The organism is Streptomyces sp. NPDC057280 (assembly GCF_042668605.1).
Taxonomy (GTDB): Bacteria; Actinomycetota; Actinomycetes; order Streptomycetales; family Streptomycetaceae; genus Streptomyces.
On record NZ_JBHUYR010000015.1, the window covers coordinates 47,404 to 71,068 of the forward strand.

Consider the following 23,665-nt stretch of genomic DNA (forward strand, 5'->3'; position numbering starts at 1 on the left):
ACCGTTCGGCCGCCCCCCACCTGCGAAAACGCCCGTCGGCTCGGACTGTGGGGACATGACACAGAACAGCACCCGGAACGGCGGCTTCCTCGCCGAGGTGAAGGACGCGGTCACGCCGCGGGCCACGCTGCTCGTCCTCGGCGCGCTCGCCCTCCAGCTGCTGTTCATCGCCTCCTATGTGGGGGCGCTGCACGATCCGAAACCGAAGGACGTGCCGTTCGGGGTGGTGGCGCCGCAGGCCGCAGCCCAGCAGGCGGTGACCCGCCTGGAGCAGCTGCCCGGCTCGCCCCTGGACCCGCGCACGGTCGCCGACGCGGCGACGGCCCGGAAGCAGATCATGAACCGGGACATCGACGGGGCGCTGATCATCGACGTGACCGGGCCGAAGGACACGCTCCTCGTCGCGAGCGGCGGCGGCACCGTCCTCGCCACGACCCTGGAGAAGTACCTCACGGCACTGGAGGCCTCCCAGCAGCGGAGCCTCCGGACGGTGGACGTGGCCCCGGCCTCCGCCACCGACTTCGACGGGCTGTCGTCGTTCTATGTGGTCGTCGGCTGGTGTGTCGGCGGCTATCTGACCGCCTCGATCCTCGCGATCAGCACCGGCGCCCGGCCCGCCAACCCGCGCCGCGCCGCGATCCGGCTCGTCGTGATGGCACTGGTGTCGATCGCCGGCGGGCTCGGCGGCGCGGTGATCGTGGGACCGATCCTGGACGCGCTGCCCGGCAGCGTCCTGGCCCTCTGGGGGCTCGGCGCGCTGGTCACGTTCGCGGTGGGGGCGGCGACCCTCGCCCTCCAGGGCGTGTTCGGGGTGGTCGGCATCGGCCTGGCGATCCTGCTCGTGGTGATCGCCGGCAACCCGAGCGCGGGCGGCGCCTTCCCGCTGCCGATGCTGCCGCCGTTCTGGAAGGCGATCGGGCCGGCACTGCCGCCGGGCGCGGGCACCTGGACGGCCCGCTCGATCGCGTACTTCGAGGGCAACGACACGACCGCGTCCCTGCTGGTCCTGTCGGCATGGGCGGCGGCCGGGATCGCGATCACGATGGGGGCGGCCGTGCTGCGGCAGAGGAGGCAGGGCGAGCCCCTGAGCAGCTGAACGAAACCCGCAGACGCCGACGGCGGGCAACCCCCACAGGGGCCACCCGCACTCGACGACGAAATCTGCCGGGTGATGCGGGTGGGAAAACAAACCACCCGCACCACAACGAACCGTCAGCCGATGGACGAACCGGTGGCCGACAAAGCCTCCGTCACCGGCTGGAAGAACGTCTCCCCACCGGAGGTGCAGTCACCGCTGCCCCCCGACGTCAGCCCGATCGCGCTGCTCCCCGAGAACAGCGACCCGCCACTGTCCCCCGGCTCCGCACACACGTCCGTCTGGATCAGCCCGTTGACGATGTCCCCGTTGCCGTAGTTCACGGTGGCGTCCAGCCCGGTGACGGTCCCGTCGTGCACCTGTGTGGTCGACCCGCTCCGGGTCACCTTCATCCCGACCGTCGCGGCAGCCGCCCCCGTGATCGCCTGCGCGGACCCGTTGTAGAGGTCCACCTCGCTCGGGTGGTCGACGTCCGCGGTGTACTTGACGAGCCCGTAGTCGTTGTCCGGGAAGCTCGACACCTCGTTGGTGCCGATCTGCGTGCCGCTCGAGTCCGACCAGGTGGAGATCGCCTCGGTGCAGTGCCCGGCGGTGAGGAAGTACGCCTCGCCGCCCTTGCTGACGTTGAACCCGAGCGAGCAGCGCCCGCCGCTGCCGGTGATCGCGTCGCCACCGGCGATGAAGGGCTTGAACTCCCCCTTCGTGCGCTGGAGTTCCGCCGTCGCCCCCAGCCCGTCGACGACCTTGGTGAGCTTGGCCCACTCGGCGTCGGAGACCGTGCGGTCGGCGGTGACGACGACCTTGTTGGTGGTCGGGTCGGTCGCCCAGGACGTGCCCGGGATGGTCGCGTCGTCCTTGAGGGTCGTACGGGCGCTTCTGAGCTCGGCGAGGGAGTTCTCCACGACCCGGGCCCGAGCGCCGGCCTCCTCGACGACCGAGGCCGCGGCCTCGTCGAGGACGTTGACGACGAGCGCCTTGCTCTTCGCGTCGTAGTACGTTCCCGCCGCGTCGGCGCCGAGTGCCTTGTCGAGTGACGAGGCGAGGTTTCCGGCCGCGAGGGCGGAAAGGACCTTCGGTGCGGGGTCGTTCGCGGGCTCGCTGGCGTTCGCAGTCTGGAAGGTGACTCCCGCGGCGACCAGTGCGGCGATGCCCGCACCTGCCACGGCGGCCCGCCGCCCGGGTATGCGTCGGTGCTTCAACTCGCGTCCTCCTGTGGGGGGTCGGCCCGGTCGGTTGTGGGGACCTCGTGGGCCGGAAGGCTGGTTGACGAGCGCCTACTCTTCCGAACCCCGCAGGGGGTGCACAAGGTTGACTTCCGGACGCGCGTAGAACGCGATTGCGCGCCCCCTTGGACTTGACCGCGCACAGTCAGGCCAGGGGAATTCACACTGCAAACACTACGAGCGAGTAACTCTCCACCAGCCTGCGAGGTCTAGTCCTGTCTTGAATTCGACCCTTCCAGGTCCGGATCCAAGCGGGGCTGCGGAGCCGGAAGTTGCTCCTGCACCGGTTGCGCGACCGGTGGCGGCGCCGCGACCCCCTGCTGCTGCGCCTTCTCCAGGAACCGCAGCAGCTCCACCGGGAAGGGCAGCACCAGCGTCGAGTTCTTCTCCGCCGCCACCGCCACCACCGTCTGCAGCAGCCGCAGTTGCAGCGCCGCCGGCTGCTCGGACATCTCCTTGGCCGCCTCGGCGAGCTTCTTCGACGCCTGGAGCTCGGCGTCGGCGTTGATGACCCGAGCCCGCCGCTCCCGGTCGGCCTCGGCCTGCCGGGCCATGGAGCGTTTCATGGTCTCGGGCAGGGAGACGTCCTTGATCTCGACGCGGTCGATGGTGACGCCCCACTCCACGGCCGGGCTGTCGATCATCAACTCCAGCCCCTGGTTGAGCTTTTCGCGGTCGGCGAGCAGATCGTCCAGCTCGCTCTTGCCGATGATGGACCTGAGCGAGGTCTGCGCCATCTGCGAGACCGCGAACTTGTAGTCCTCGACCCGTACGACCGCCTCGGCCGGCGCGGTCACCTTGAAGTAGACGACGGCGTCGACCCGTACCGTGACGTTGTCCCGGGTGATGCCCTCCTGCGCGGGCACCGGCATCGTCACGATCTGCATGTTGACCTTCCGGAGCTTGTCGATGCCCGGAACGATCATCGTGAACCCCGGCCCGCGCACTTCCGGCCGGAGCTTGCCGAGGCGGAACACCACGCCTCGTTCGTACTGTTTGACGACCCGCGCCGCGGCCATCGCGTACACCGCCCCGGCGGACACGAGGGTCACTCCCGCCGCCACCAGCTCCTCCACCATCACGGCCCCCAGGGTCCGTCGTGGGCGTCCACAGGGAGTACTGCCTGTGGTCCGAAGGTAACTCCGCCGCACGACCGAGGGGGAGCCCCCGTACGCGAGTCGCGTACGGGGGCTCGTGAACGCAGGGTGGCCACCGGCCATGGTCCGGTGGACGTGCCGGGGCCTAGTAGACGTGCACCCCGTAAGCGCTCAGCGCCTCGGTGACCGGCTGGAAGAACGTCGTGCCGCCGGAGGAGCAGTTGCCGCTGCCGCCCGAGGTCAGGCCGTAGGCGACGGAGCCGCCGTAGAGCGGGCCGCCGGAGTCGCCGGGCTCGGCGCAGACCGTGGTCTGGATCATGCCGTAGACGATGTCCCCGCCGCCGTAGTTGACGGTCGCGTTGAGGGCCGTGACGCGGCCGCTGTGCGTGCCGGTGGTGGAGCCGCGGCGGTACACCGTGGTGCCGACCGAAGGCGTGGCGGCACTGGCGATGTCCTGGCTGCCCACGGCGCCCGACTTGGTGACCGACGAGTTCGTGTAGCGCACGATGCCGTAGTCGTTGGTCGGGAAGCTGGAGCCGGCGGTGGTGCCGAGCGTGGTCGAGTGGGAGGAGTTCGACCACCAGGTGCCCGCGCCGTCGGTGCAGTGACCGGCGGTCAGGAAGTAGTAGTTCCCGCTGTTGTCCTGGACGTTGAAGCCCAGCGAGCAGCGCCAGCTACTCGCATAGATGGCGTCGCCGCCGGAGATCAGCTTCTGGAACTTGCCCGGCGTCTTCTTGATCGTCAGCGCGCCGGAGTTGGCGCCGGCCTGGCGCTTGATCTTGGCGATCTCCGCCTTGGAGACCGTGCTGTCGACGGTGACGACGACACGGTTGGTCTTGCTGTCGACCGCCCAGGCGGTGCCCGGGATGTCGGCCTTGAGCACCGAGTTGCTCGCGCTCTTGAGCTGGGTGGTGCTGAAGGTGGACACGTCCGATGCGCTCGCGTTGGGGATCGCGATCGCGGCGGCGGCCACGAGTCCGGTGGAAACGGCGATCAGCCGGGTCCGTCTCGTAATGCCGCTGGGGGTGGTGCGCTTGATCCTCACTTGTCGTTCCTCCACAGGGGAAGTCGGGGGCCCGCGTGGGGTCGGGGCCCGTGAGGCGCAGCCAGGGGCCCGGGCGTCCGGATTCCGAACAAGCCGTGCCCCTGACAAGCGCTGAGGGGGAGTATTCGGCCGAACGACCGGTAGACGCAAGGGCGCCTTTCGGCCGTCAACCTGTGATTCACCCATGTGTCGGCCAAGACTTGGCCAATCCCTCAGAGCAGGTTGCGCTCCCCCGCCTCGACGGCCACGTCCAGGGTGTTCCCGGGCGGCGGGAACGGGCAGATGAAGTGGTCGGCGAAGGCGCAGGGCGGCAGCAGCGCCCGGTTGAAGTCGACCGTCGTACGCCCCTCGGCGTCCGGCGCGGCGGGCCGCAGGAACCGGAAACGGAAGCTGCTCGTCCCATTTGTCGCATCGCCGAAAACAGCCCACAGCGAGCCGTCCGCCTCGACCGTCACCTGGAGCGTGCGCTCCCGCCCGTCGAGGGTGAACGCCAGCTCCCCGCCGAGTCCGAGACCGCGCTCCCGGCCGTCCGCGTTCGGCACGCGTACGGTGCGGTCCTCGTCGTACGGCGTGAAGCGCCCCGGCACCGACCAGCGCGGATCGTAGGGCGTGGCCTCGATGCCACGGAAGGCGCGGCGCGCCTCGGAGCCGGGGTCGAAGTCCCGTACACCCCACACGCCTTCGCGCACCAGCACCACCAGCTGCCGTTCGCCGAGCGCCAGTGGGCCCGCGTCCGCCGCGAGCCGTATTTCACCACTCACCGGCCGCCCGTCCAGAGTCAGCCCGTCGGCCTCGTCGGCCGTCAGCAGCACCGCGTCGCCGTCGATCCGCCAGGTCCCGGGGATGCCCGGAAGCCGGCCGTCCGGATAGTCCTCCAGCCAGTACGTGCCGGTGAGCGAGAGCGGCCCGTAGGGCGCGGACACCGACTCGACACGCTCCTCGTGCCACTGCTTCCACGCGTCGAACGCGTCCGAGGTCATCCTGATCAGCCTTTCTGTTCCGGTGCTGCGAGCCCGAGGTGGGAGCGCAGGGTGCTGCCCTCGTATTCCGTGCGGAACACCCCGCGCTCCTGGAGCAGCGGCACCACCCGGTCCACGAACTCGTCGAGCCCGCCGGGGGTGAGGTGCGGTACGAGGATGAAACCGTCGGCGGCGTCGGCCTGCACGAACGCGTCGAGTTCGGCGGCGACCGCCTGCGGGGTGCCGACGAAGGACTGCCGGCCGCCCGCCTCGATGACGGTCTCCCGGATCGACAGCCCTTTCTCCTCGGCCAACGCCCGCCACTTCTCCGCGATCGCGACCGTGTCGCCGCGCCGGGTCCGCCCCTGGGTGATGCCGGAGTCCGGCACGGGATCGAAGTCGGGGAGCGGTCCGTCGGGGTCGTACGCGGACAGGTCGGCGCCCCAGATCTGCTCGAGGGTGAGCAACGCCGTCTGCGGGGAGGTCTGCTGCCGCCGGATCTCGGCGGCCTTCTCCTGGGCGTCGGCGGCGGTGTCGCCGAGGACGACGGAGACGCCGGGCAGGATCTTCAGATCGCCGTGCGCGCGGCCGTACTTGGCGAGCCGCCTCTTCACATCGGCGTAGAAGGCCTTCCCCGCCGCCAGTGAACTCTGCCGCGTGCTGTGCTCTCCCGGGGGATAACCCCCGGACCCCCAGCAGGGAAAGACCACGTCTGCGGTGGCGGCCGCGAACTCCCGGCCCTCGTCGGAGTCCCCGGCCTGGATGACGACCGGATGCCCCTGCGGAGAGCGCGGCACGGTGAACTCGCCCGCGATGTCGAAGTGCCGCCCCCGGTGCGCGAACGGCCGGGACACCCCCTCCGGCGTCCAGGAATCCCACAACTCCCGCGCCACGGAGACGAATTCGGCGGCCCGGGTGTACCGGTTGGCGCGGTCGAGGAAGCCGCCGCGCCGGAAGTTCTCGCCGGTGAAGGCGTCGGAGGAGGTCACCACGTTCCAGGCGGCCCGGCCCCCGCTGAGATGGTCGAGGGTGGCCAGCCGGCGGGCCAGCTCGTACGGCTCGTTGAAGGTCGCGTTGACCGTCGCGGCGAGCCCGAGCCGTTCGGTGACGGCGGCGAGCGCGTTCAGCACGGTGAGGGACTCCGGGCGGCCGACGACGTCCAAGTCGTGGATACGGCCCTTGTGTTCGCGCAGCCGCAGCCCTTCCGCGAGGAAGAAGAAGTCGAACAGGCCGCGCTCGGCGGTACGGGCGAGGTGCTCGAAGGAGGAGAACTCGATCTGCGACCTCGACCGCGGATCGGCCCATACCGTGGTGTTGTTGACGCCCGGGAAGTGGGCGGCGAGATGGATCCGCTTCGCCTTCGCCTGCCGCGTCATGAGGCCTCCCCCGCGTACCGGTTGGCGGGCCGCGCGAGGCCCAGGTGGTCCCGGAGCGTGCTGCCCGGATAGAAGGTGCGGAACAAGCCCCGGTGCTGGAGCAGCGGAACCGTGCCGTTGACCAGCCGCTCCAGGTCGCGGCGCGGTGCGGCGGGCGTGAGGTGGAAGCCGTCGACGGCACCGGAGCGGTGCCAGGAGGCGATCAGCTCGGCGAGGTCGACGGGCCCGCCCCGGTACAGCGGGCCCTGCGCGGTCTGCCGTGGCCCGCCGCCACCATGGCCGGGCTCGGCCGCGTGCTCGCCGTCGCCGAGGTCGGCGAGGAGGCTCACGAAGACCCGCAGCTCGTCCGGGTTCCTGCCGAATCGGGCGGCTTCCTTGCGGAGTTGGTCGCGTACGGCACCGGCCTGCGCGGCCTGGGCCACCCGTACCAGCGCCACGTCGGCGTACCGGGCGGCGGTGCGCCGGGCGAGCCCCTCGGTCGCGTCGACGACCCGGACGGGGTGGCCCTGCGGGGGCCGGGGCACGATCGAGGGGCCCTTGACCGAGAAGCCGGTGCCCTGGAAGTCGACGTGGTGCAGCTTGTCCCGGTCGATGAAGCGGCCGGTCGGCACGTCCCGGATCTCGGCGTCGTCCTCCCAGCTGTCCCACAACCGCGCGGCCACGTCGGCCACTTCACCGGCCTCCCGCCACAGCTCCTCGGCGGGGGCGGCGTGCCGGCGGCCGAAGAGCCGGGCCTCGCCCTCGGTGGTGGAGACCTCGAGCCGCCAGCCCGCCCGGCCCCGGCTGACCCAGTCGAGGGTGGCGACGGCGGCCTGCACATGGAAGGGCTCGGTGTGCGTGGTGGTGACGGTCGGGACGAGACCGACGCGGTGGGTGGCGGGCGCCACCCGCGACAGCACGGACAGCGCGTCGAGCCCGGGCCGGGCGAAGGTGTCGTCCAGCGTCACGAAGTCGAGGACGCCGTGCTCGGCGAGACGGACCAGGTCGACGTAGGAGGCGGCGTCGTACACGGACGGCTGGTCGACGGCGGCGGAGAGATGCAGCATCACAGCACCGGCTCCGGGTCCATGACGGTCATGGGTGGCGTTCCTTCAGACGTAGTGGTGGGGGGTGTCACCGGACCGGCCGCCGTCATGCCGCCGCACGCCCGGCCGACGCCCCCAGGAACTGCAGCGCCGCCCGCGCGGTCGCGTCGTTCTGCCGGAAGGCGGGCCCGCCGGTGCGGGGCCGGGTGAAGGCGCCGGGGGTACGGCCGTCGGTGTAGGGGCCGAGCGCGAACCGCCGGGGGTGCGGCCGGCCGTCCCGGTCGAGGATCCGCCCGTCGGCGGGGTCGACCCGGAGCAGCCCGTCGGACGTCTCGGCGGCCCCGTCGGCGTGCAGTTCCCGCAGCAGCGTGTCCCTGGCCCGCCCGACGGTGGGCTCGGGCAGCCGCGCCTCGACCAGCGCCCGCGCCTCGACGAAGGCGCCCGGCACGGTCGCGCTCGTCGCCCGGAACACCCCGCCCTCGGCCGTGACGCTCATGTCGGCACCGACGAACTTCACGACACCGGCCCGCGACAGCGCCAGCAGCTGCCGCAGCCGGGGGCCGGGCGGCCCGGAGGCCAGATAGCTGAAGAACCCGTGCCACCAGGGCGGCACGCCACCGAGCCGGATCAACTGCCCGTAGACGGAGAGCAGTCCGAGGAAGACCGCCAAGTCCGGGCTGTGCGAGGTATCATGACGTCTCCTCAGATCCCGCTCCACGTACTCGCGAAGCCCTTCCTGGAACTCCTCGTACGACCCGTACCGCACCCCCTCCAGCGGCCGGTCGAGTGCCGTCAGGTCCAGGCGGTCGGCGGGGTCGGGCACGGCGGACGCCACCAGCGCGTGGATCTCCGCCTCGCCCTCGGCCGCCGCGTACTTCCCCTCGAAGTCCGCCCAGGCGCCGGAGGTGCGTTCGGGGTGGACACCGAACAGCCGGTGGTAGTGGGCGAACCCCAGTTCCTTCTCCACCAGCGGCCACACGTCCCGCCGGAAGTCGAACCCGCCCGGGCGCGCGAGCAGCCGCTCCACCTCCGCGGGCCCGAAGAACCGGGGCAGCGGCGGGCGTTCGCCGGTCCACTCGTACCCGATCTTCGAGTGGTACGGCACCCCGCGCCGCGAGCCGACGTACAGCACCGGCTCCCGCCCCGAGGGCACATAGGTGTCCCCCTCGTACCGCCCGCCGCGCCCCTCGGTGAGGAGCACCATCAGGTCGACGAAGGCCAGCCCGAAGCCACGCACGAGGACCGGCTCGCCGGGCGCGAGCGCGGACAGGTCGCTGTCGGCGGTGAAGTCGGGCGGGAGATGGACGAGGCCGTGCGTCTCGGCGTATGCCGCCAACCTGCTTTGCTCCACGTCGAGTTCGGCATCGAGATGGCCGAGGGAGAGCACCACCAGGTCGGCGAGGAGCGGGCGCGGGCGGTCCTCCAGCCACACCTGCTGACGTCCGTCGCGCGAACCGCTGATCCGCAGGGCGCGTCTGGGGTGGTGGTGGACACGGACGCCCTCGGGCAGCGCCGCCACCGCCTGCTCGTGCGCCCAGCGCAGATAGGCGCCCTGGAGCTGCCGGTCGGCGAAGGTGGCGCCGTCGATGCCGGCCCACTCGTGCAGGGTGGGCCCGGGGCGCACCGGCCCCTCCATGGTCACCGTCTCGTCGGTGAACATGGTGACGTCCTCGGCGTGCGAGTTCATCCACAGCAGCGGCGACTGCGCTTCCCGCCAGATGCGCCCGGCGCCCGGCGGATACGGGTCCACCAGATGGATGTCGAAGCCTTCGCGGGACAGTCCCGAACCGGCGTACAGCTCGGGCGCGTTGGCGGCGATCCGCTCGATCAGACCGGTCCCCCGCGGCCCGGCCCCGACGATCACCAGCGTGCCCCGGCTCATCGCGCGGCCTCCGAGCGCGTGCCCGTGAGGGTGCCGATCAGCCGGCTGAGAGGGCGTTGCGGGACGGTCCGCAGGGAATCCGCGCCCGCGGGTATGCCCGGGGCGGCGGGGGCTGTGACGAGGGTGTCGCAGGACATGCGAAAGCTCCGTGTGGACGGGCGCCTTCACATACGGCCGAGCCCCTCAGCAGGACCGCCTTTCGAGACTACGGGGCGGTTTCCCCTCACTGTCAAGGCTGTCCACACTGTGAGCGGTACGTCTCAGGTCAGTTGACGCACAACCGGATGCCTGTTCCACTTGGCCCATGCATCCACAGCAGTGGCTGGTCAAGCGCTCCCACATCGACCTCGGTCGCGTGTGGTCGTCTTCCTGTTGAGCTGACCCCCTGCGCGCCCCGACGACCGGGGCGCCTTTTGCGCATTCCCGCTCCACCCTTCTCTCTTCTCCTCTTTCGCCTTCACAAGCGCCCTCCCCTCACCCAGCGCTCTTTCTCGCTCACAGGAGACAGTTCCGTCATACGCACGCCCCCGGTTCAGCAGCCGCAGTCACACCCGCAGTCGCAGCCGTCGCAACAGTTCCCGCAGCAGTCTCCGCAGCACTGACTGCAGTCGCAGCAGTCCCCGCAATCACCGCAATCGCACTGATTGCACAGCCCTTCCCGCCGCTGCCGGCTCCACGGGTCCTCGAACTCCCCGCAGCACATCTGGCAGGTGCAGGCGAGCCCCAGCCACACCGCGCACCCCGCGAGCAGCCCGCGCCGGTCCCGGCGGGGCGGCTCCGGGGGCGGGAAGCCCGGACCGCCGGGGCCGGGAGGGGCGTACGGCGACGACATGCCGGCCGTATGCCCCGCGTGCCCGCACGAGGACGAACCGAAGGCCCGGTCCACCGACCCCCGCAGCTCATGCACGAGCAGCACATGCGCCAACTCGGCATCAGCGAACTCGACCTCGCGCAACGCCAGCCGGATCCCGTGCACGGCGTCGTCGGCGAGCCGTCGCGCCTCCGTCAGCGAGGTCCCCGTCGCGGTCAGCGGGTTCCAGGCGCCCGCCGCGGCGTCAGTCTCCCTGTCCTCCACGGCGTCCAGCAGATGCGCGAGCCGTCCGAAGAGCCGCCCGGCCTCGGCGAGCGGTGCCGCGTTGCCGGGGCGGCCGGCCAGCACGGCCGTGTGCGCGAAGGCGGCGGCGGTCGCGGTCTCGGTCGGTTCGGTGACGGTCAGGATCGGCGTGCCCGGCCCGGCGAGCGCCTCGATACCGAGCTGCCGGTCGACCGCGTCGACGAGCACGGCGGTGTCGAACCCGACCGCGGACCCGCTGCGGGCCCCCGCCGCACCCCAGCTCGACGCCACCCGGCGCGCCGCGAGCGCGACCGGCTTGCGGGCCAGCAACCCGTCCCCGTCGGCGACATGGTCCCGGACCTTGGCCGACGCGAGCACCAGCGAGACGGCGGCGGAGAGCCGCGCGCCCTCACCGTTGGCTACGGATGCGGTACGCATTCCGCGCAGCGGACAAGGCCCCGCCGTACGCCTCCCACCACCCGATTCCCGGGCCTGAGCCTCCGTCAGAACCGATATCAGCAGCCCGTCGTAGTTGGTGACGATCCGCGCGAACTGGCCGTGATCCTTGCGCAGCGCGAGACACAGCCCGCACAAATGCGCCATCCACTGGGTCTTGAGCTGCTCACCGAGCCGATGACGGCAGGGCCTGACGATTCCGAACATGGCGATCCCCCGTGGTGCGTACGACGTTCAGCGGCGGCATCGTATCGATCGCGCCGACCGCCTCGTTCACCCGTACGCTCCGTGTCTCACCCATACGCCGCGAAGAATCATATTTCACTCACAGTCAGCAGCCGTATGGGAAACGACCCTTGGGGCACCCGGGCTCTGTACGGATTCGCTGTGCACCAGTACCGTCACAAACCCCCCGCGCGGCGTCTATCCACTTGGCGCGACGTCCGCATCATGGATGACCATAGGGATGCGGAAAGCAAAACAGACCGCTGTGAGAGGAGGCGTCCATGGGATCGGTGCGCAAGGCGAGTGCCTGGCTGGGCCTCGTTGACGACAACGATGACGAGCGTTACTACGACGACGACGGATACTCCGAAGGGACCGAGGCCGGGGATGCCTGGGTCACCGACCCCCGGGTCAAGGTGGCTTCGGACGTGGCCGAGGAGAAGGGCCGTCGGATCGGGACGGTCACCCCGGACAGCTTCCGGGACGCGCGCGCCATCGGCGAGCTCTTCCGGGACGGGGTTCCCGTCATCATGAACCTGACGGCGATGGAGCCGGCCGACGCCAAGCGGGTCGTCGACTTCGCGGCCGGCCTGATCTTCGGACTGCGCGGTTCGATCGAGCGTGTCTCGACCCGTGTGTTCCTGCTGACCCCCGCCAACACGGAGATCGTGAACGGCGACCCGGCCGCGCACCGCACGGACGGTTTCTTCAACCAGAGCTGAGGCAGGGCCGCTCACCGGCCCTGCCCCGCGCAGGGTTCACCGGAAGGCATCCAACCCGGTGAGCGCCTTGCCCAGTACCAGTTGGTGCATCTCGACGGTCCCCTCGTACGTCAGCACCGACTCCAGATTCGTCGCGTGCCGCATGACGGGGTATTCGAGGGAGATCCCGTTGGCACCGAGGATGGTCCGCGAGGTCCGGCAGATCTCGATGGCCTCACGCACGTTGTTGAGCTTGCCGAAGCTGACCTGCTCGGGACGCAGGCGGCCGGCGTCCATGCGCCGCCCCAGATGATGGGCGAGCAGAATCCCCTTGTGCAGTTCGACCGCCATGTCGGCGAGCTTGGCCTGGGTCAGCTGGAATCCGCCGATGGGCCGTCCGAACTGCTCCCGCGTCTTCGCGTACTCGACGGCGGCCTCCAGACAGCTCCGCGCGGCTCCCATCGCGCCCCACACGATCCCATACCGGGCGTGCGACAGACAGCTCAACGGCCCCTTGAGGCCGACGACCTCCGGCAGCACGGCGTCCGAGGGCAGCCGCACGTCGTCGAGCACGAGCTCACTGGTGACGGACGCCCGCAGCGACCACTTGTGCTTGATCTCGGGCGCGGAGAACCCGGCCGAGTCGGTCGGCACGACGAACCCGCGGATCCCTTCGTCCGTCTGCGCCCACACCACGGCAACGCCCGCGACGGACCCGTTGGTGATCCACATCTTCCGCCCGTTGAGCACCCAGTCGGTGCCGTCGCGCTTCGCGTACGTCCGCATGGACGCGGGGTCGGACCCGTGGTCGGGCTCGGTCAGCCCGAAGCAGCCGATGACCTCGCCGGCGGCCATGCGCGGCAGCCAGGCCTGCTTCTGCTCCTCGCTGCCGAAGCGATGAATGGCGTACATGGCGAGGGAGCCCTGCACGGAGACGAGGGAGCGGATCCCGGAGTCGGCGGCCTCCAGCTCCAGACAGGCGAGCCCGTACTGCACCGCGCTGGCCCCGGCGCACCCGTACCCGTCCAGCGACATCCCGAGGGCCCCGATCCCGCCGAGCTCCCGGGCGAGGTCCCGAATCCCCGGCAGTTCGCCGCTCTCGTACCACTCGGCGACATACGGCAGCACCCGATCCGCGGCCCAGGCCCGCACGGTGTCCCGGACGGCGAGGTCCTCGGGCTCCAGCAGATCATCGATACCGAGGGGATCGGCGGGATCGAACGGCGGCAGCTTCGAGGCCCCAGACATGACAACACCCTCCGACACAGAAAACTAGCACCGCTAATCAGAACTGGGTCCAGACGTTACGGGGAGGTGTGACGCCCGTCCAGTAGCTGCACCCGCAGCCGCCAACGGCGAAGCACCCCCACAGGAAACGCCCGCCTTCCAGCCGACAGTCACGGGCGGTGCGCGGGTGGGAGAGCTACGCGGAGACGCGGGACTCCATGACGTCCCGAGGCGCAGGCACCTCCACCTCAGCCGGAACGACCTCGCACTGCATCACCCGCGGCAACCGCAACGCCATCACCGCCCCCAGCAGCAACAACCCCGCACTCACCAGCAACGTCACGTGCAGCCCGTGCACAAAACAGTCCCGGGCCGTCCGACGCAGGGCCTCACCGGCAGGCCCTCCCAGACGTCCCGCCACCTCGTACGCCTCGCCCAGCGAATGCCCCGCCGCCGCGGAGGCCGACGCCGGCACTCCCTGCACGGACGACAGTCCAGGCGTGTACGCCGCGTTCATCACACTGCCGAGCAGCGCGATCCCGATCCCCGCGCCCAGCTGGTACGACGTCTCCCCGATCGCCGCCGCCCCGCCCGCCTGCTCCGGCGGAGCCTCGCTCAGCATCGACTCGTACGCCCCGAACAGCGTCGTCTCCAGACCGAAGCCCAGCAGCACGAACCCGAACAGCAGCAGCGGCGCGTTGTCCTCGCCGCCCATCCCGAGCAGCGTCAGCACCGCGACAGCCGTCAGACAGAACCCGAAGCACACCATCCGCCGCGGCCCGAACCGCCGCAGCATCCGCGCCCCGGCCAGACCGGACGCCATCGCGGCCACGGTCAACGGCAGCAGCCGCAACCCCGTCTCCAGCGGGGAAAGTCCCAGCACCAGCTGGAGATACTGCGCCGCGATCAGCTCCAGGCCCACCAGGGCCAGCATCGCCAGCACGATGCAGCAGACGGAGGTGGAGAACGCGGGCCGCGCGAACATCCGCAGGTCCACCAGCGGATGCGTACGGCGCCTCTGCCGTCGTACGAAAAGAACCAGCAGCACCGCGCCCACCACCAGCGGCACCGCGGTGATCCCGTCGATCTCGCCGCCGCCGAGCCGCTTCACGCCCAGCACGACCCCGAACAGCCCGGCCGCGGCCATCAGCGCGCCGACCACGTCCCAGGGTCCTTGCCCGCTGCCCTTGGACTCGGGCAGCAGCAGCCGTCCGACCGGCAGGCTGACCAGCATGAGCGGGATGTTGACCAGGAAGACCGAGCCCCACCAGAAGTGCTCGAGGAGGAACCCGCCGAGCAGCGGGCCGACCGCCGCGCCGACCGCGGCCACCGCGCTCCAGATGCCGATCGCGAGCGCCCGCTCGCGCCGGTCGGGGAAGACCTGGCGGAGGATCGACAGCGTCGCGGGCATGATCATCGCGCCGCCGACCCCGAGCAGCGCCCGCGCGAGGATCAGCACCTGCGCGTTGTCGGCGAGGGCGGCCACCCCGGAGGCGACGCCGAAGAGGGCGTACCCGAGCAGGAGGACGCGTCTGCGGCCGACCTTGTCGCCGAGCGTGCCGAAGAGGATCAGCAGCGAGGCGCAGACGAGGGGGTAGACGTCGACGATCCAGAGCAGCTCTATCGCGCCGGGCTTGAGGTCCTCGGTGACGGCGGGGACCGCCACGTGCAGCACGGTCGCGTCGACCGCGACCAGGAGCAGGCTCACGCAGAGGACGACGAGGACGACCCAGCGGTTGGCACCGGCCCCGGCCGCCCGACGGCGCAGCGCTGCGGCGGCCGTGGTCGTCCCGGACATGTACGTACCTCCCAGATGTTCCCTCGCGTTCGGCGGGCACACGGGGTGGGGACTCCCCGTGATCTCGGCCGGAGGAGCGGTGATCTCCGGCCCGCGCAACGAAGGCGAGTGACACGTCAGCGTACGCGAGTTCACGTCTCGGCCAAGTGGTGGACCTCTCACACTCCGCGGAGAACTCGTGTGGCGTACGCCACTCCCCCTCCCTCCCGAACACGCCCCCGCGGCGCTCGCGGTTCACCGGGCGTTCAATAATCGGGCCGGTGACCGATCTTGAGACGCGCGTGGCGCCACCCGGCAGCGCCCTGCGCCGCGCCGCCCCGGCCCTCCTCGGGTACGCGGCCGTCCGCGCCCTGGGCCTGCTTACGCTGGCCCTGTGGAGCGCGGCGCGCGACAAGAGCGCGTACACGCTGCTGACGGCCCGCTGGGACGCCCTGTGGTACACGAGGGTCGCCGAGCTGGGATACGGCTACGAGGTCCGGCTCCCCAACGGCGACGTGCACTCGAACCTCGCCTTCTTCCCGCTCCTCCCCTGGCTGGAGCGGGGCATCGCGGCGGTGACACCGCTGTCGTACGCCGACGCCGGCTTCGTCGTCAGCCTGCTCGCCTCGCTCGCCGCGGCCTGGGGGATCTTCGCGGTCGCGGACCATGTGTACGGGCACCGGGCCGGAGCCTGTGCCGTGCTGGTCTGGGCGGTGCTGCCGGTCGGGATCGTGCAGTCCATGGCGTACAGCGAGTCGCTGTTCACGGCACTCGCCGCCTGGTCGCTGTACGCCGTCCTGACGGGCCGCTGGCTGACGGCGGGCGCCCTGGCGGCGCTGGCGGGCCTGACCCGGCCGGTGGGGCTCGCGGTGGTCGCGGCGGTGTGGGTGACGGGCATCGCCGCCTTCCTGCGGGACCGGGCCGCCGCCCGCACTCCCTCGTTCGTGCGGGACCGAAGCACGGCCGCCGCGCACGGCGCACCGGAGACGGCCCGCGCCCCCTCCCCCGCCGGCGACGGGCCGGCCGGGGGCGCGCCGGCCTGGCGCCGCGCCCTCGGCATGCTCCTCGCCCCCCTCGGCGCCGCCGGCTACGTCCTGTGGGTCGGCCACCGCACCGGCAAGGGCCCTCTCGGCTACCTCGACGTCCAGGCGGGCTGGCGCAACGGCTTCGACGGCGGTTACGCCTTCGCCCGCTTCGTCGCCGACAAGTTCACGTCGTTCCCCTCGGCCCTCGCCGGCGTCGGTCTGATCGTCGGGGTCGGGCTGGTGGTGTGGCTGTACGTCGTCTGCGTACGCCAGGGCCAGCCGCTGCCGCTCCTGGTGTACGCCGGTGTCGTCACCGCCCTCGCGCTGTGCGCGTCGAGTTACTTCGGCTCGAAACCGCGTCTGCTGCTGCCCGCCTTCCCGCTGCTGCTGCCCCTCGCCCTGTCCCTGGCGCGGGCGCGGACGTCCAGGGCGGCCCTGGTGGTGGCCGGTGTCGCCCTGGCCTCGGCGGTGTACGGGGCGTTCTGGCTGAACGGCTCGGGCCCGCCATGATCGACTCGCGGCGTCCGATGAGCGGCGGGACAATTGCGCCCCACCATTCGGTGAACGAATTCATAAGCGCCCATAAACCGGAACCCGGAATGATCAAAGGAATTGAAGGGACAGGCGGGACCGGAAAGCGGATTCCTCGGAAATAAACCTCTTCCTGAGAGGAATCCCACATCACATCGTCATCACAAAGCCGTGGATTCGACCGGGAACTGAGCTCACTCGCTGTAACGTCGATTGGGTGCGTACCGAACGGAACCTCACCCGTCTGGACCGGGTGTTCGCCAGGCTGGACCGGGAGCCGGAACGACCGGCGCATCTCGACGTGCCGCGGATGTCCCGGCACCGCGTCGCGCTGCTCGCCGGCACCCTGCTGTTCTACCTGGCGATCGTGTGGCTCGTGGTGGACACGTCGTGGCTGGTCCGGCTGGACTGGCAGGTCATGTTCTTCCGGCCGTACCAGCAGTGGTCGGAGATCCACTGGTTCGTGGACTACTACGTGGTGCTCGGCCAGCGCGGCCCGACCGCGGTGATGGTCGCGGCCTGGCTGGGCTGGCGCTCCTGGCGGCAGCACACCCTGCGCCCGCTGCTCACCCTCGGTGCCTCGCTGCTCCTGCTGAACATCACGGTGGGCGCCGCCAAGCTCGGCATGGGCCGCCTCGGACCGCACTACGCGACCACCATCGGCTCGAACGAGATGGGTCTGGGCGGCGATATATTTCCCAGCGGCCACACCGCGAACGCCGTGGTGACCTGGGGAATCCTGGCCTATCTGGCCTCCACCCCGAGAGCCCGCAGATGGCTGTCCGCCATCTCCGCGGTGACCTCGCTCGGCGTCGGCCTCGCCACCGTCTACCTCGGTACGCACTGGCTGAGCGACGTCATGCTCGGCTGGACCGCGGGTCTGCTGGTCCTGCTGGCCCTGCCCTGGTGCGAGCCCCTCATCACCCGCGCCGAGACCGCCCTCTTCGACCTGCGCGACCGCTGGCGGGCCCGCCGCGCGGTCCCCACGGCCGTCAAGCCGGTCGAGGTCCCGGTACCGCTCAAGCCGCGCACCGCGCCGCAGAGCGAGCCCGCGGCCCGCTCCGGCCGGGCGCCCGCCTATCTGGCGCCGGGTCCGCACACCACCCGCTCGGAGCGCACCCCGGTCACCCCGGTCGGCCCGCGCCGGCCACCCCACCCCGACCGCGTCGCACGCGGCACAGCCTCGGCGGCCCGCCCCCTGACAGGCGGATAGGCCACCGGCGGACAGCGGGGACGGTACGCACACACCCACCCCGCAGCGACGGCCCCCACTCCTCACCGGGTGGGGGCCGTCGTCGCAGGTCGCGGCTCGTCGCGGGTCAGCCCTTCCAGGAGCGCGCCACGCGCCCGTCCCTCACCTCGAAGTTCAGGCGACCGCTGCGGTACTCCATCGTGATGATCGCTCCGGGCGGCAGCGAGCGGACCGTCGACCAGCCCTTCTCGCGCGCGAGCCGCTCGGCGCGGCCCTGCTCCAGACCCACATAGGCGTCCGGGTTGTCGTGGGGTTCGGCGGGCGGTGTCGGTATCGGTGCCATACGGCCCACGCTAGGCCCTGCGCCCGCGCCCGGGCCAGGGATCAGAGCACTGTCGGTCACCGGTCCTTCTCCGGTCACGCTTCTGTCACAAGATCCCGACAGCCGTATCCCCGTCTCGACGTCACACGTACGAGCGGTTCCCTAGCCCTTCCGCGCGTAATCGAACGTAATTCCCGCGTGTCGCGGACGCTTCTCCGATAAGCGGCCGGAAAGTGCCAGGAGATGTGTCGCCGGAGCCTTTTCCTTCCGATTCCGGGCGTGGTAGGTGGGTCTGACACCGCATAGGAAAAACACTGATCCACCACACAACCCCCGTACGCCCTCTGTCGCTGTGCGCGGCGACGCGAGCATCATGACGTGACCCGAGGCGCGAGAGGCGAAGGGGCGATCCAGCGATGGGTACCGAGACCGTGCAGACGACGGTGCGACCCGTGCGGAGCAGGAACCACGGCCGGGTCGTCGTCGACTGGCTGACCACCACCGACCACAAGAAGATCGGTCATCTCTACCTGATCACGTCGTTCGTGTTCTTCCTGGCCGGCGGTGTGATGGCACTGCTGATGCGCGCCGAACTCGCCCGGCCGGGGCTGCAGCTCCTCGACAACGAGCAGTTCAACCAGTTGTTCACGATGCACGGCACGATCATGCTGCTGCTGTTCGCGACGCCGAGCTTCGCGGGCTTCGCCAACGAGCTGATGCCGCTTCAGATCGGCGCGCCGGACGTGGCCTTCCCCCGGCTGAACATGCTGTCCTACTGGTTCTTCCTGTTCGGCGGGCTCATCGTGATGGGCTCGCTGCTGGTGCCGTCCGGGCCGGCCGCCTTCGGCTGGTTCGCCTACGCGCCGCTCAACAGCATGGAACGCTCGCCGGGCGTCGGCCCCGATCTGTGGATCATGGGGCTCGCGCTGGCCGGCTTCGGCACGATCCTCGGCGCGGTCAACTTCATCACCACGATCATCGGGATGCGCGCGCCCGGCATGACGATGTTCCGGATGCCGATCTTCACCTGGAACACGCTGTTCACGTCGATCCTGATCCTGATGGCGTTCCCGGTGCTGGCGGCGGCGCTGCTGGTGCTGGAGGCGGACCGCCGGTTCGGCTCGCAGGTGTTCGCGTCGGCCAACGGCGGGGCGCTGCTGTGGCAGCACCTGTTCTGGTTCTTCGGGCATCCCGAGGTCTACATCATCGCGCTGCCGTTCTTCGGGATCATCACGGAGATCCTGCCGGTCTTCAGCCGCAAGCCGCTGTTCGGCTATCTGACGCTGGTCGGCGCGACGATGGCGATCACCGGTCTGTCGATCGTGGTGTGGGCGCACCACATGTTCGTCACCGGCGCGGTGCTCCTGCCGTTCTTCTCGTTCATGACGTTCCTCATCGCCGTGCCGACGGGCGTGAAGTTCTTCAACTGGATCGGCACCATGATGAAGGGCTCGCTGTCCTTCGAGACGCCGATGCTGTGGGCGTGCGGCTTCCTGGTGACGTTCCTGTTCGGCGGTCTGACCGGGGTGATCCTGGCGTCGCCGCCGCTGGACTTCCACGTCTCCGACTCGTACTTCGTCGTCGCCCACTTCCATTACGTCGTGTTCGGCACGGTCGTCTTCGCGATCTTCGGCGGCTTCTACTTCTGGTGGCCCAAGTTCACCGGCAAGATGCTCGACGAGCGGCTCGGGAAGATCCAGTTCTGGACGCTGTTCGTCGGCTTCCACACCACGTTCCTGGTGCAGCACTGGCTGGGCGCGGAGGGCATGCCGCGCCGGTACGCCGACTACCTCGCCGCCGACGGGTTCACCGCCCTCAACACGATCTCGACGATCGGCGCGTTCCTGCTCGGCATCTCGACGCTGCCGTTCCTCTACAACGTGTGGAAGACCGCCAAGTACGGCGAGAAGGTCGACACCGACGACCCCTGGGGCTACGGCCGTTCCCTGGAGTGGGCGACGTCCTGCCCGCCCCCGCGGCACAACTTCACGACGCTGCCGCGGATCCGCTCCGAGTCCCCGGCGTTCGATCTGCACCATCCCGAGTACGCGGCGCAGACTCCGCAGCCCGAGCCAGAGAGCGAGCAAGCCGGCCGTGCGCCGTCCTGATCGCCTCCGTCAGCTCCGCGGGCTCCAGCACCTCGAACTCGAAGCCGGTCATCATCACGTGAATGACCATCACGTCGAGGCTCGCGGCCCCGGTGCGCAGGATGCAGGCGTCGGGTCCGTCCGCCTCCAGCTGCCCCGCGCTCGGTGAGATCCGCTCGGCGGCCTCCTCGACCGGCACCAGCAGGCGGACGACGGCGTGGGCGGCGTACGCGCGCGTGGAGACGCCTCGGGACACATAGGCGGCGAGGTCCTCGGCGGGCGGGGTGCGCGGGGCGAAGCGCGGGCCGTGCGGCGGCTTGGGCGTGATGCGGTCGACCCGGAAGGTCCGCCAGTCGTCGCGGTCGAGGTCCCAGGCGACCAGGTACCAGCGGCGCTCGGTGCACACCAGGCGGTGCGGTTCGACGGTACGACGGGTCGGCGTGCCCCCGTGGTCGCTGTACTCGAAGCGCAGCCGCTCGGCGTCCCGGCAGAGGTGGGCGAGTTCGGTCAGCACGGCCGGGTCGACGCCGGACGGCTGGGGGCCGCGAAGCATCGGCACGGTGAAGGCGTTGAGGGCACCCACCCGGCGGCGCAGCCGGTTCGGCAGGACCTGCTCCAGCTTGGCCAGGGCCCGTACGGACGTCTCGCCGATGCCCTCGATGCCCTGCCCGGCGGCCGTGCGCAGGCCGACGGCCACGGCGACGGCCTCGTCGTCGTCCAGCAGCAGCGGCGGCAGCTCGGCGCCCGCGCCCAGCTGGTAGCCGCCGCCGGTGCCGGGGCTGGCGTTGACGGGGTAGCCCAGCTCGCGCAGCCGGTCGACGTCCCGGCGCACGGTGCGCGGGGTGACGCCGAGGCGGTCGGCGAGATCGGCGCCGGACCATTCGCGGTGGGCCTGGAGGAGCGAGAGCAGGCGCAGGAGTCGTGCCGAGGTCTCCAACATGGGGCCGAGTCTGCCAGCGATCGCGGACAGCCGCGGTCCGCAATGCGCTCTACCGGCCGCAGCGCAGGCTGAGGTTGCCGTGCCGGGTCTCGTAGGGCACCCGGTCGCCCGCGGCCCGCAGATCCATCACGCCGGGCATCAGCCGCCGCTCGTCGTCGTCCACGCGCGCGTAGGCGTCCCAGCAGCCGTCCGGCAGTCCGACGCTGCTCGGCAGGGCCGCGCGCAGTCTGCCGTCGGCGGCCGGGGTCAGCGGCAGGAACACCTCTTCATGCCCGTCGCGCCGGCGCAGCACGAGGTGGGCGGTACCGCCCCCGCCGTCCACCGTGACGTCAAAGGTCAGCCCGCCCGCGGAGTCGGCGATGCAGTCGGCCCGCAGGGGTGCCGTCGGCCGAGCCAACGTTGTCATGCGGTACGGATCCTTCCTCGGCTGTGCTGTCAGGTGAGACCCGCGACTTTGCCTTTTGGTTGCCTTGCCCCCGAGTCTTTTGCCGGCGCTACTGCCGATAGGGAAGCTGCGGCACGTCGAAGCAGGTGTCGTTCATGTCCCCCTGCGAGACCCACCCCTTCCCGTCCTGCCAGCGGGCCACCGAGAGGCAGGTCCGCCGGGTCTTCGGCGGCTCGGCCAGCCGTTCGAAGCGGACGGGGAGCAGCAGCCCGTCGGCGGTGTAGTCCTCGCTGCGGTTCATGCGGTCGTCGACGCACGCGCGCGTGATCCCGCTCCCCGCCTTCGCGCATGCCTCGGCCGCGTCCGTGAACCACATCGCCGCCGCCCAGCCCTCCAGCTGCCACTGGGAGTGGGTCTCCAGGCCCTCGGTGGCGTCCCGGAACTCCCGTACCGCCGCCTGGCCGGTGTCCTCGTGGTTCCGGCTGGAGCCGGTGGCCCACAGGGCGTTGCGGCAGCGCGGGGAGTCCTTGTAGTCGTCGGGGACGGTGGAGGTCCAGTTCTGCACGTTGGTGACCTTGGCGGTGACCCGGACGCCGGCGTCGTCCATCGCCATGCACAGCTGGGCGTTGCCGTGCGCGTCGACGGCGTCGAACACGAGGTCGACGCCCCGGTCCTTCAGGTCGGCCGCGACGGCACGGAAGTTGGGCAGCGCGAAGTCGACCTGCTCGTCGACCACCTCGTACCCCTCGGCCTTCAGCCCCTGGACGACGAGCCGGGCGTAGGCGGCGGAGGCGGCCTGGTTGTACGAGACGACGGCGGCCGTACGGGCCCCCTGCTCGCGCTTGAAGTACCGGTAGACCTCGGTGCCGCCGTACTGCCGCCCGTCCCAGCCGGTGGTGCCGTCGCGGGGCGCGAGGCTGCCGTAGATGCCGTAGAGGTGCGGCCAGGTGTCGTAGGCGTTCCCGATGGGCTGGCCGCCGATGTCGGGCACGCGCGCGTGGGAGACACGGGAGGCACCCGCGTAGTCGAGGGACGTGGTGGCGACGAGGGCGACGACCTTGTCCTCGTCGATCAGCCGGTGGACGCAGGTGTTGTTGCCGACGCCGCTGCCGCCGTCGTCGCACTCCCGCACCTCGACCAGGCGCCCGTCGATGCCCCCGCGCGCGTTGAGACGGTCGAAGTAGGCCTTGGCGCCGTCGCGCGGTCCGGTGAAGGTGTCGCCGCCGACCGGGCTGGTGGCGCTGCTGACGATCCCCACGCGGATCGGCGTCGCCTCCTCGGCCGGCGTGCTCCGGTCGCCGCGGTGCTCGAAGTCGCTCTCCGGGAGCCTGCTGCCGCACGCCGCCGTCAGGGCGAGCAGCAGCACCGCGGCGGCGGCCTCAGCAGCCCGGCAGGGCCGACGCCGACGCATTCCCGCTCAACTGGACCAGCGCGCACAGCGTCGTGACGGACACCTTCCAGGTGCCGTCCTGCTCGACCGCCTTCCCGGAGGCGTCCGGCAGGGCGGTGGCGCCGTTCAGGAGGAGGGTGTACGTCACGGTCGCCTCGGTCGGCGAGCTGAACTGCACCTTGGTGACCTGCGCCTCGACCTGTCCGCCACGGTCGTCACCGCTGAACGCCGCCAGGACGGGCCCCATCTTGTCGCCGTTCTCCAGGACGGCCTGCTTCTCCTTGGTGGACGTCCTGGGGTCGAAGAACTTGTGCCAGTTCTCCTCGACCTCCTTCTCGGCCGCCGCCTCGTCGGCCGGTCCGCTCACGGAGGGGCTGGCGGGCGCGCTCGTCGTCGTCTCCGGAGTCGGGCTGGGGGGCGGACTGTCACTGCCGCCGCCGCTGTCGTCGCTGCAGGCCGTGAGGGACGCGGCGAGGACGAACACCACCGCCACCAGCCCTCGGCTGCCGTTCCCCCACGTGCGGTCGCTCCCGAGAACCATCTGGCTCACCACCGGGTGTCGGTCCGGGCCATGTGCGCCCGGTGCTTTCAGGGTCAGCTTCCAGAGTGCATAGTGCAAAAGATTGGCTGACATGGACAGGCACGCGCAC

At 70.9% G+C, this 23,665-nt stretch carries 18 protein-coding genes and 2 pseudogenes; 5 read left to right on the plus strand and 15 right to left on the minus strand.

Annotated features, from left to right (window positions below):
• The first annotated feature begins 55 nt into the window (after positions 1 to 55).
• Positions 56 to 1,096, plus strand: coding sequence for a DUF3533 domain-containing protein (locus tag ACFUO4_RS42935; protein ID WP_383495991.1), 1,041 nt, complete (start codon positions 56 to 58; stop codon positions 1,094 to 1,096).
• Between the two features lie 116 nt (positions 1,097 to 1,212).
• Here the strand turns inward: ACFUO4_RS42935 and ACFUO4_RS42940 are convergent, their stop codons facing one another.
• From ACFUO4_RS42940 to ACFUO4_RS42975, 8 genes are all read right to left on the minus strand, one after another.
• Positions 1,213 to 2,295 (minus strand): S1 family peptidase, encoded by a 1,083-nt coding sequence (locus tag ACFUO4_RS42940; protein ID WP_383495993.1) that lies wholly within the window; start codon positions 2,293 to 2,295, stop codon positions 1,213 to 1,215.
• A gap of 233 nt (positions 2,296 to 2,528) precedes the next feature.
• The gene (locus ACFUO4_RS42945; RefSeq protein WP_079312530.1) at positions 2,529 to 3,398 is read right to left on the minus strand and encodes a slipin family protein; all 870 of its coding nucleotides are present in this window, start codon (positions 3,396 to 3,398) and stop codon (positions 2,529 to 2,531) included.
• Between the two features lie 163 nt (positions 3,399 to 3,561).
• Positions 3,562 to 4,461, minus strand: coding sequence for a S1 family peptidase (locus ACFUO4_RS42950; RefSeq protein WP_079312532.1), 900 nt, complete (start codon positions 4,459 to 4,461; stop codon positions 3,562 to 3,564).
• Between the two features lie 212 nt (positions 4,462 to 4,673).
• A complete protein-coding gene (locus ACFUO4_RS42955) occupies positions 4,674 to 5,441 on the minus strand; it encodes a DUF1684 domain-containing protein (RefSeq protein ID WP_383495996.1) in 768 nt (255 codons plus the stop codon).
• 5 nt (positions 5,442 to 5,446) lie between these two features.
• Entirely contained in the window at positions 5,447 to 6,796 is a 1,350-nt protein-coding gene (locus tag ACFUO4_RS42960) for an NtaA/DmoA family FMN-dependent monooxygenase (RefSeq protein ID WP_383495999.1), read from the minus strand.
• Complete coding sequence (locus tag ACFUO4_RS42965) at positions 6,793 to 7,842, minus strand: LLM class flavin-dependent oxidoreductase (RefSeq protein WP_383496002.1); 1,050 nt, start codon at positions 7,840 to 7,842, stop codon at positions 6,793 to 6,795. The genes ACFUO4_RS42960 and ACFUO4_RS42965 overlap by 4 nt, the downstream gene beginning before the upstream one ends.
• Positions 7,843 to 7,927: 85 nt before the next feature.
• On the minus strand, positions 7,928 to 9,703 hold the full coding sequence (locus tag ACFUO4_RS42970) for an FAD/NAD(P)-binding protein (protein WP_383496005.1): 1,776 nt from the start codon (positions 9,701 to 9,703) through the stop codon (positions 7,928 to 7,930).
• A 532-nt stretch (positions 9,704 to 10,235) separates the two neighbouring features.
• Complete coding sequence (locus ACFUO4_RS42975) at positions 10,236 to 11,420, minus strand: DUF5685 family protein (protein ID WP_383496008.1); 1,185 nt, start codon at positions 11,418 to 11,420, stop codon at positions 10,236 to 10,238.
• Between the two features lie 299 nt (positions 11,421 to 11,719).
• On the opposite strand from ACFUO4_RS42975, the gene ACFUO4_RS42980 reads away from it, so the two are divergent.
• Positions 11,720 to 12,160, plus strand: coding sequence for a cell division protein SepF (locus tag ACFUO4_RS42980; protein ID WP_079312542.1), 441 nt, complete (start codon positions 11,720 to 11,722; stop codon positions 12,158 to 12,160).
• Positions 12,161 to 12,196: 36 nt separating this feature from the next.
• On the opposite strand, the gene ACFUO4_RS42985 is transcribed toward ACFUO4_RS42980, so the two are convergent.
• Both ACFUO4_RS42985 and ACFUO4_RS42990 read right to left on the minus strand, forming a co-directional pair.
• The gene (locus tag ACFUO4_RS42985) at positions 12,197 to 13,387 is read right to left on the minus strand and encodes an acyl-CoA dehydrogenase family protein (RefSeq protein WP_383496011.1); all 1,191 of its coding nucleotides are present in this window, start codon (positions 13,385 to 13,387) and stop codon (positions 12,197 to 12,199) included.
• Between the two features lie 175 nt (positions 13,388 to 13,562).
• Positions 13,563 to 15,164, minus strand: a complete 1,602-nt coding sequence (locus tag ACFUO4_RS42990; protein WP_383496014.1) for an MFS transporter — start codon at positions 15,162 to 15,164, stop codon at positions 13,563 to 13,565.
• A 260-nt stretch (positions 15,165 to 15,424) separates the two neighbouring features.
• Between ACFUO4_RS42990 and ACFUO4_RS42995 the strand changes: the two genes are divergently transcribed.
• Together ACFUO4_RS42995 and ACFUO4_RS43000 are read left to right on the plus strand one after the other, a co-directional pair.
• A complete protein-coding gene (locus tag ACFUO4_RS42995) occupies positions 15,425 to 16,678 on the plus strand; it encodes a mannosyltransferase family protein (protein ID WP_383496017.1) in 1,254 nt (417 codons plus the stop codon).
• Between the two features lie 238 nt (positions 16,679 to 16,916).
• Positions 16,917 to 17,912: a phosphatase PAP2 family protein gene (locus ACFUO4_RS43000; RefSeq protein WP_079310567.1), complete on the plus strand. Its 996-nt coding sequence runs from the start codon at positions 16,917 to 16,919 to the stop codon at positions 17,910 to 17,912.
• Positions 17,913 to 18,018: 106 nt separating this feature from the next.
• On the opposite strand, the gene ACFUO4_RS43005 is transcribed toward ACFUO4_RS43000, so the two are convergent.
• Positions 18,019 to 18,234 carry an I78 family peptidase inhibitor gene (locus ACFUO4_RS43005; protein ID WP_383496022.1) on the minus strand — a complete coding sequence of 72 codons (216 nt, stop codon included), beginning with the start codon at positions 18,232 to 18,234 and terminating at the stop codon, positions 18,019 to 18,021.
• Positions 18,235 to 18,629: 395 nt separating this feature from the next.
• On the opposite strand from ACFUO4_RS43005, the pseudogene ctaD reads away from it, so the two are divergent.
• A pseudogene (ctaD, locus tag ACFUO4_RS43010) lies at positions 18,630 to 20,156 on the plus strand (cytochrome c oxidase subunit I); the annotation flags it as partial.
• A 43-nt stretch (positions 20,157 to 20,199) separates the two neighbouring features.
• Here the strand turns inward: ctaD and ACFUO4_RS43015 are convergent.
• The 4 genes and pseudogenes from ACFUO4_RS43015 to ACFUO4_RS43030 form a co-directional block, all read right to left on the minus strand.
• The gene (locus ACFUO4_RS43015) at positions 20,200 to 21,240 is read right to left on the minus strand and encodes a YafY family protein (protein ID WP_128112263.1); all 1,041 of its coding nucleotides are present in this window, start codon (positions 21,238 to 21,240) and stop codon (positions 20,200 to 20,202) included.
• A 61-nt stretch (positions 21,241 to 21,301) separates the two neighbouring features.
• Positions 21,302 to 21,646, minus strand: a pseudogene (locus tag ACFUO4_RS43020) (hypothetical protein); the annotation flags it as partial.
• An 88-nt stretch (positions 21,647 to 21,734) separates the two neighbouring features.
• Positions 21,735 to 23,036, minus strand: coding sequence for an ABC transporter substrate-binding protein (locus tag ACFUO4_RS43025; protein ID WP_383496025.1), 1,302 nt, complete (start codon positions 23,034 to 23,036; stop codon positions 21,735 to 21,737).
• Positions 23,005 to 23,556, minus strand: coding sequence for a hypothetical protein (locus ACFUO4_RS43030; RefSeq protein ID WP_383496028.1), 552 nt, complete (start codon positions 23,554 to 23,556; stop codon positions 23,005 to 23,007). The genes ACFUO4_RS43025 and ACFUO4_RS43030 overlap by 32 nt, the downstream gene beginning before the upstream one ends.
• Positions 23,557 to 23,665 lie beyond the last annotated feature (109 nt).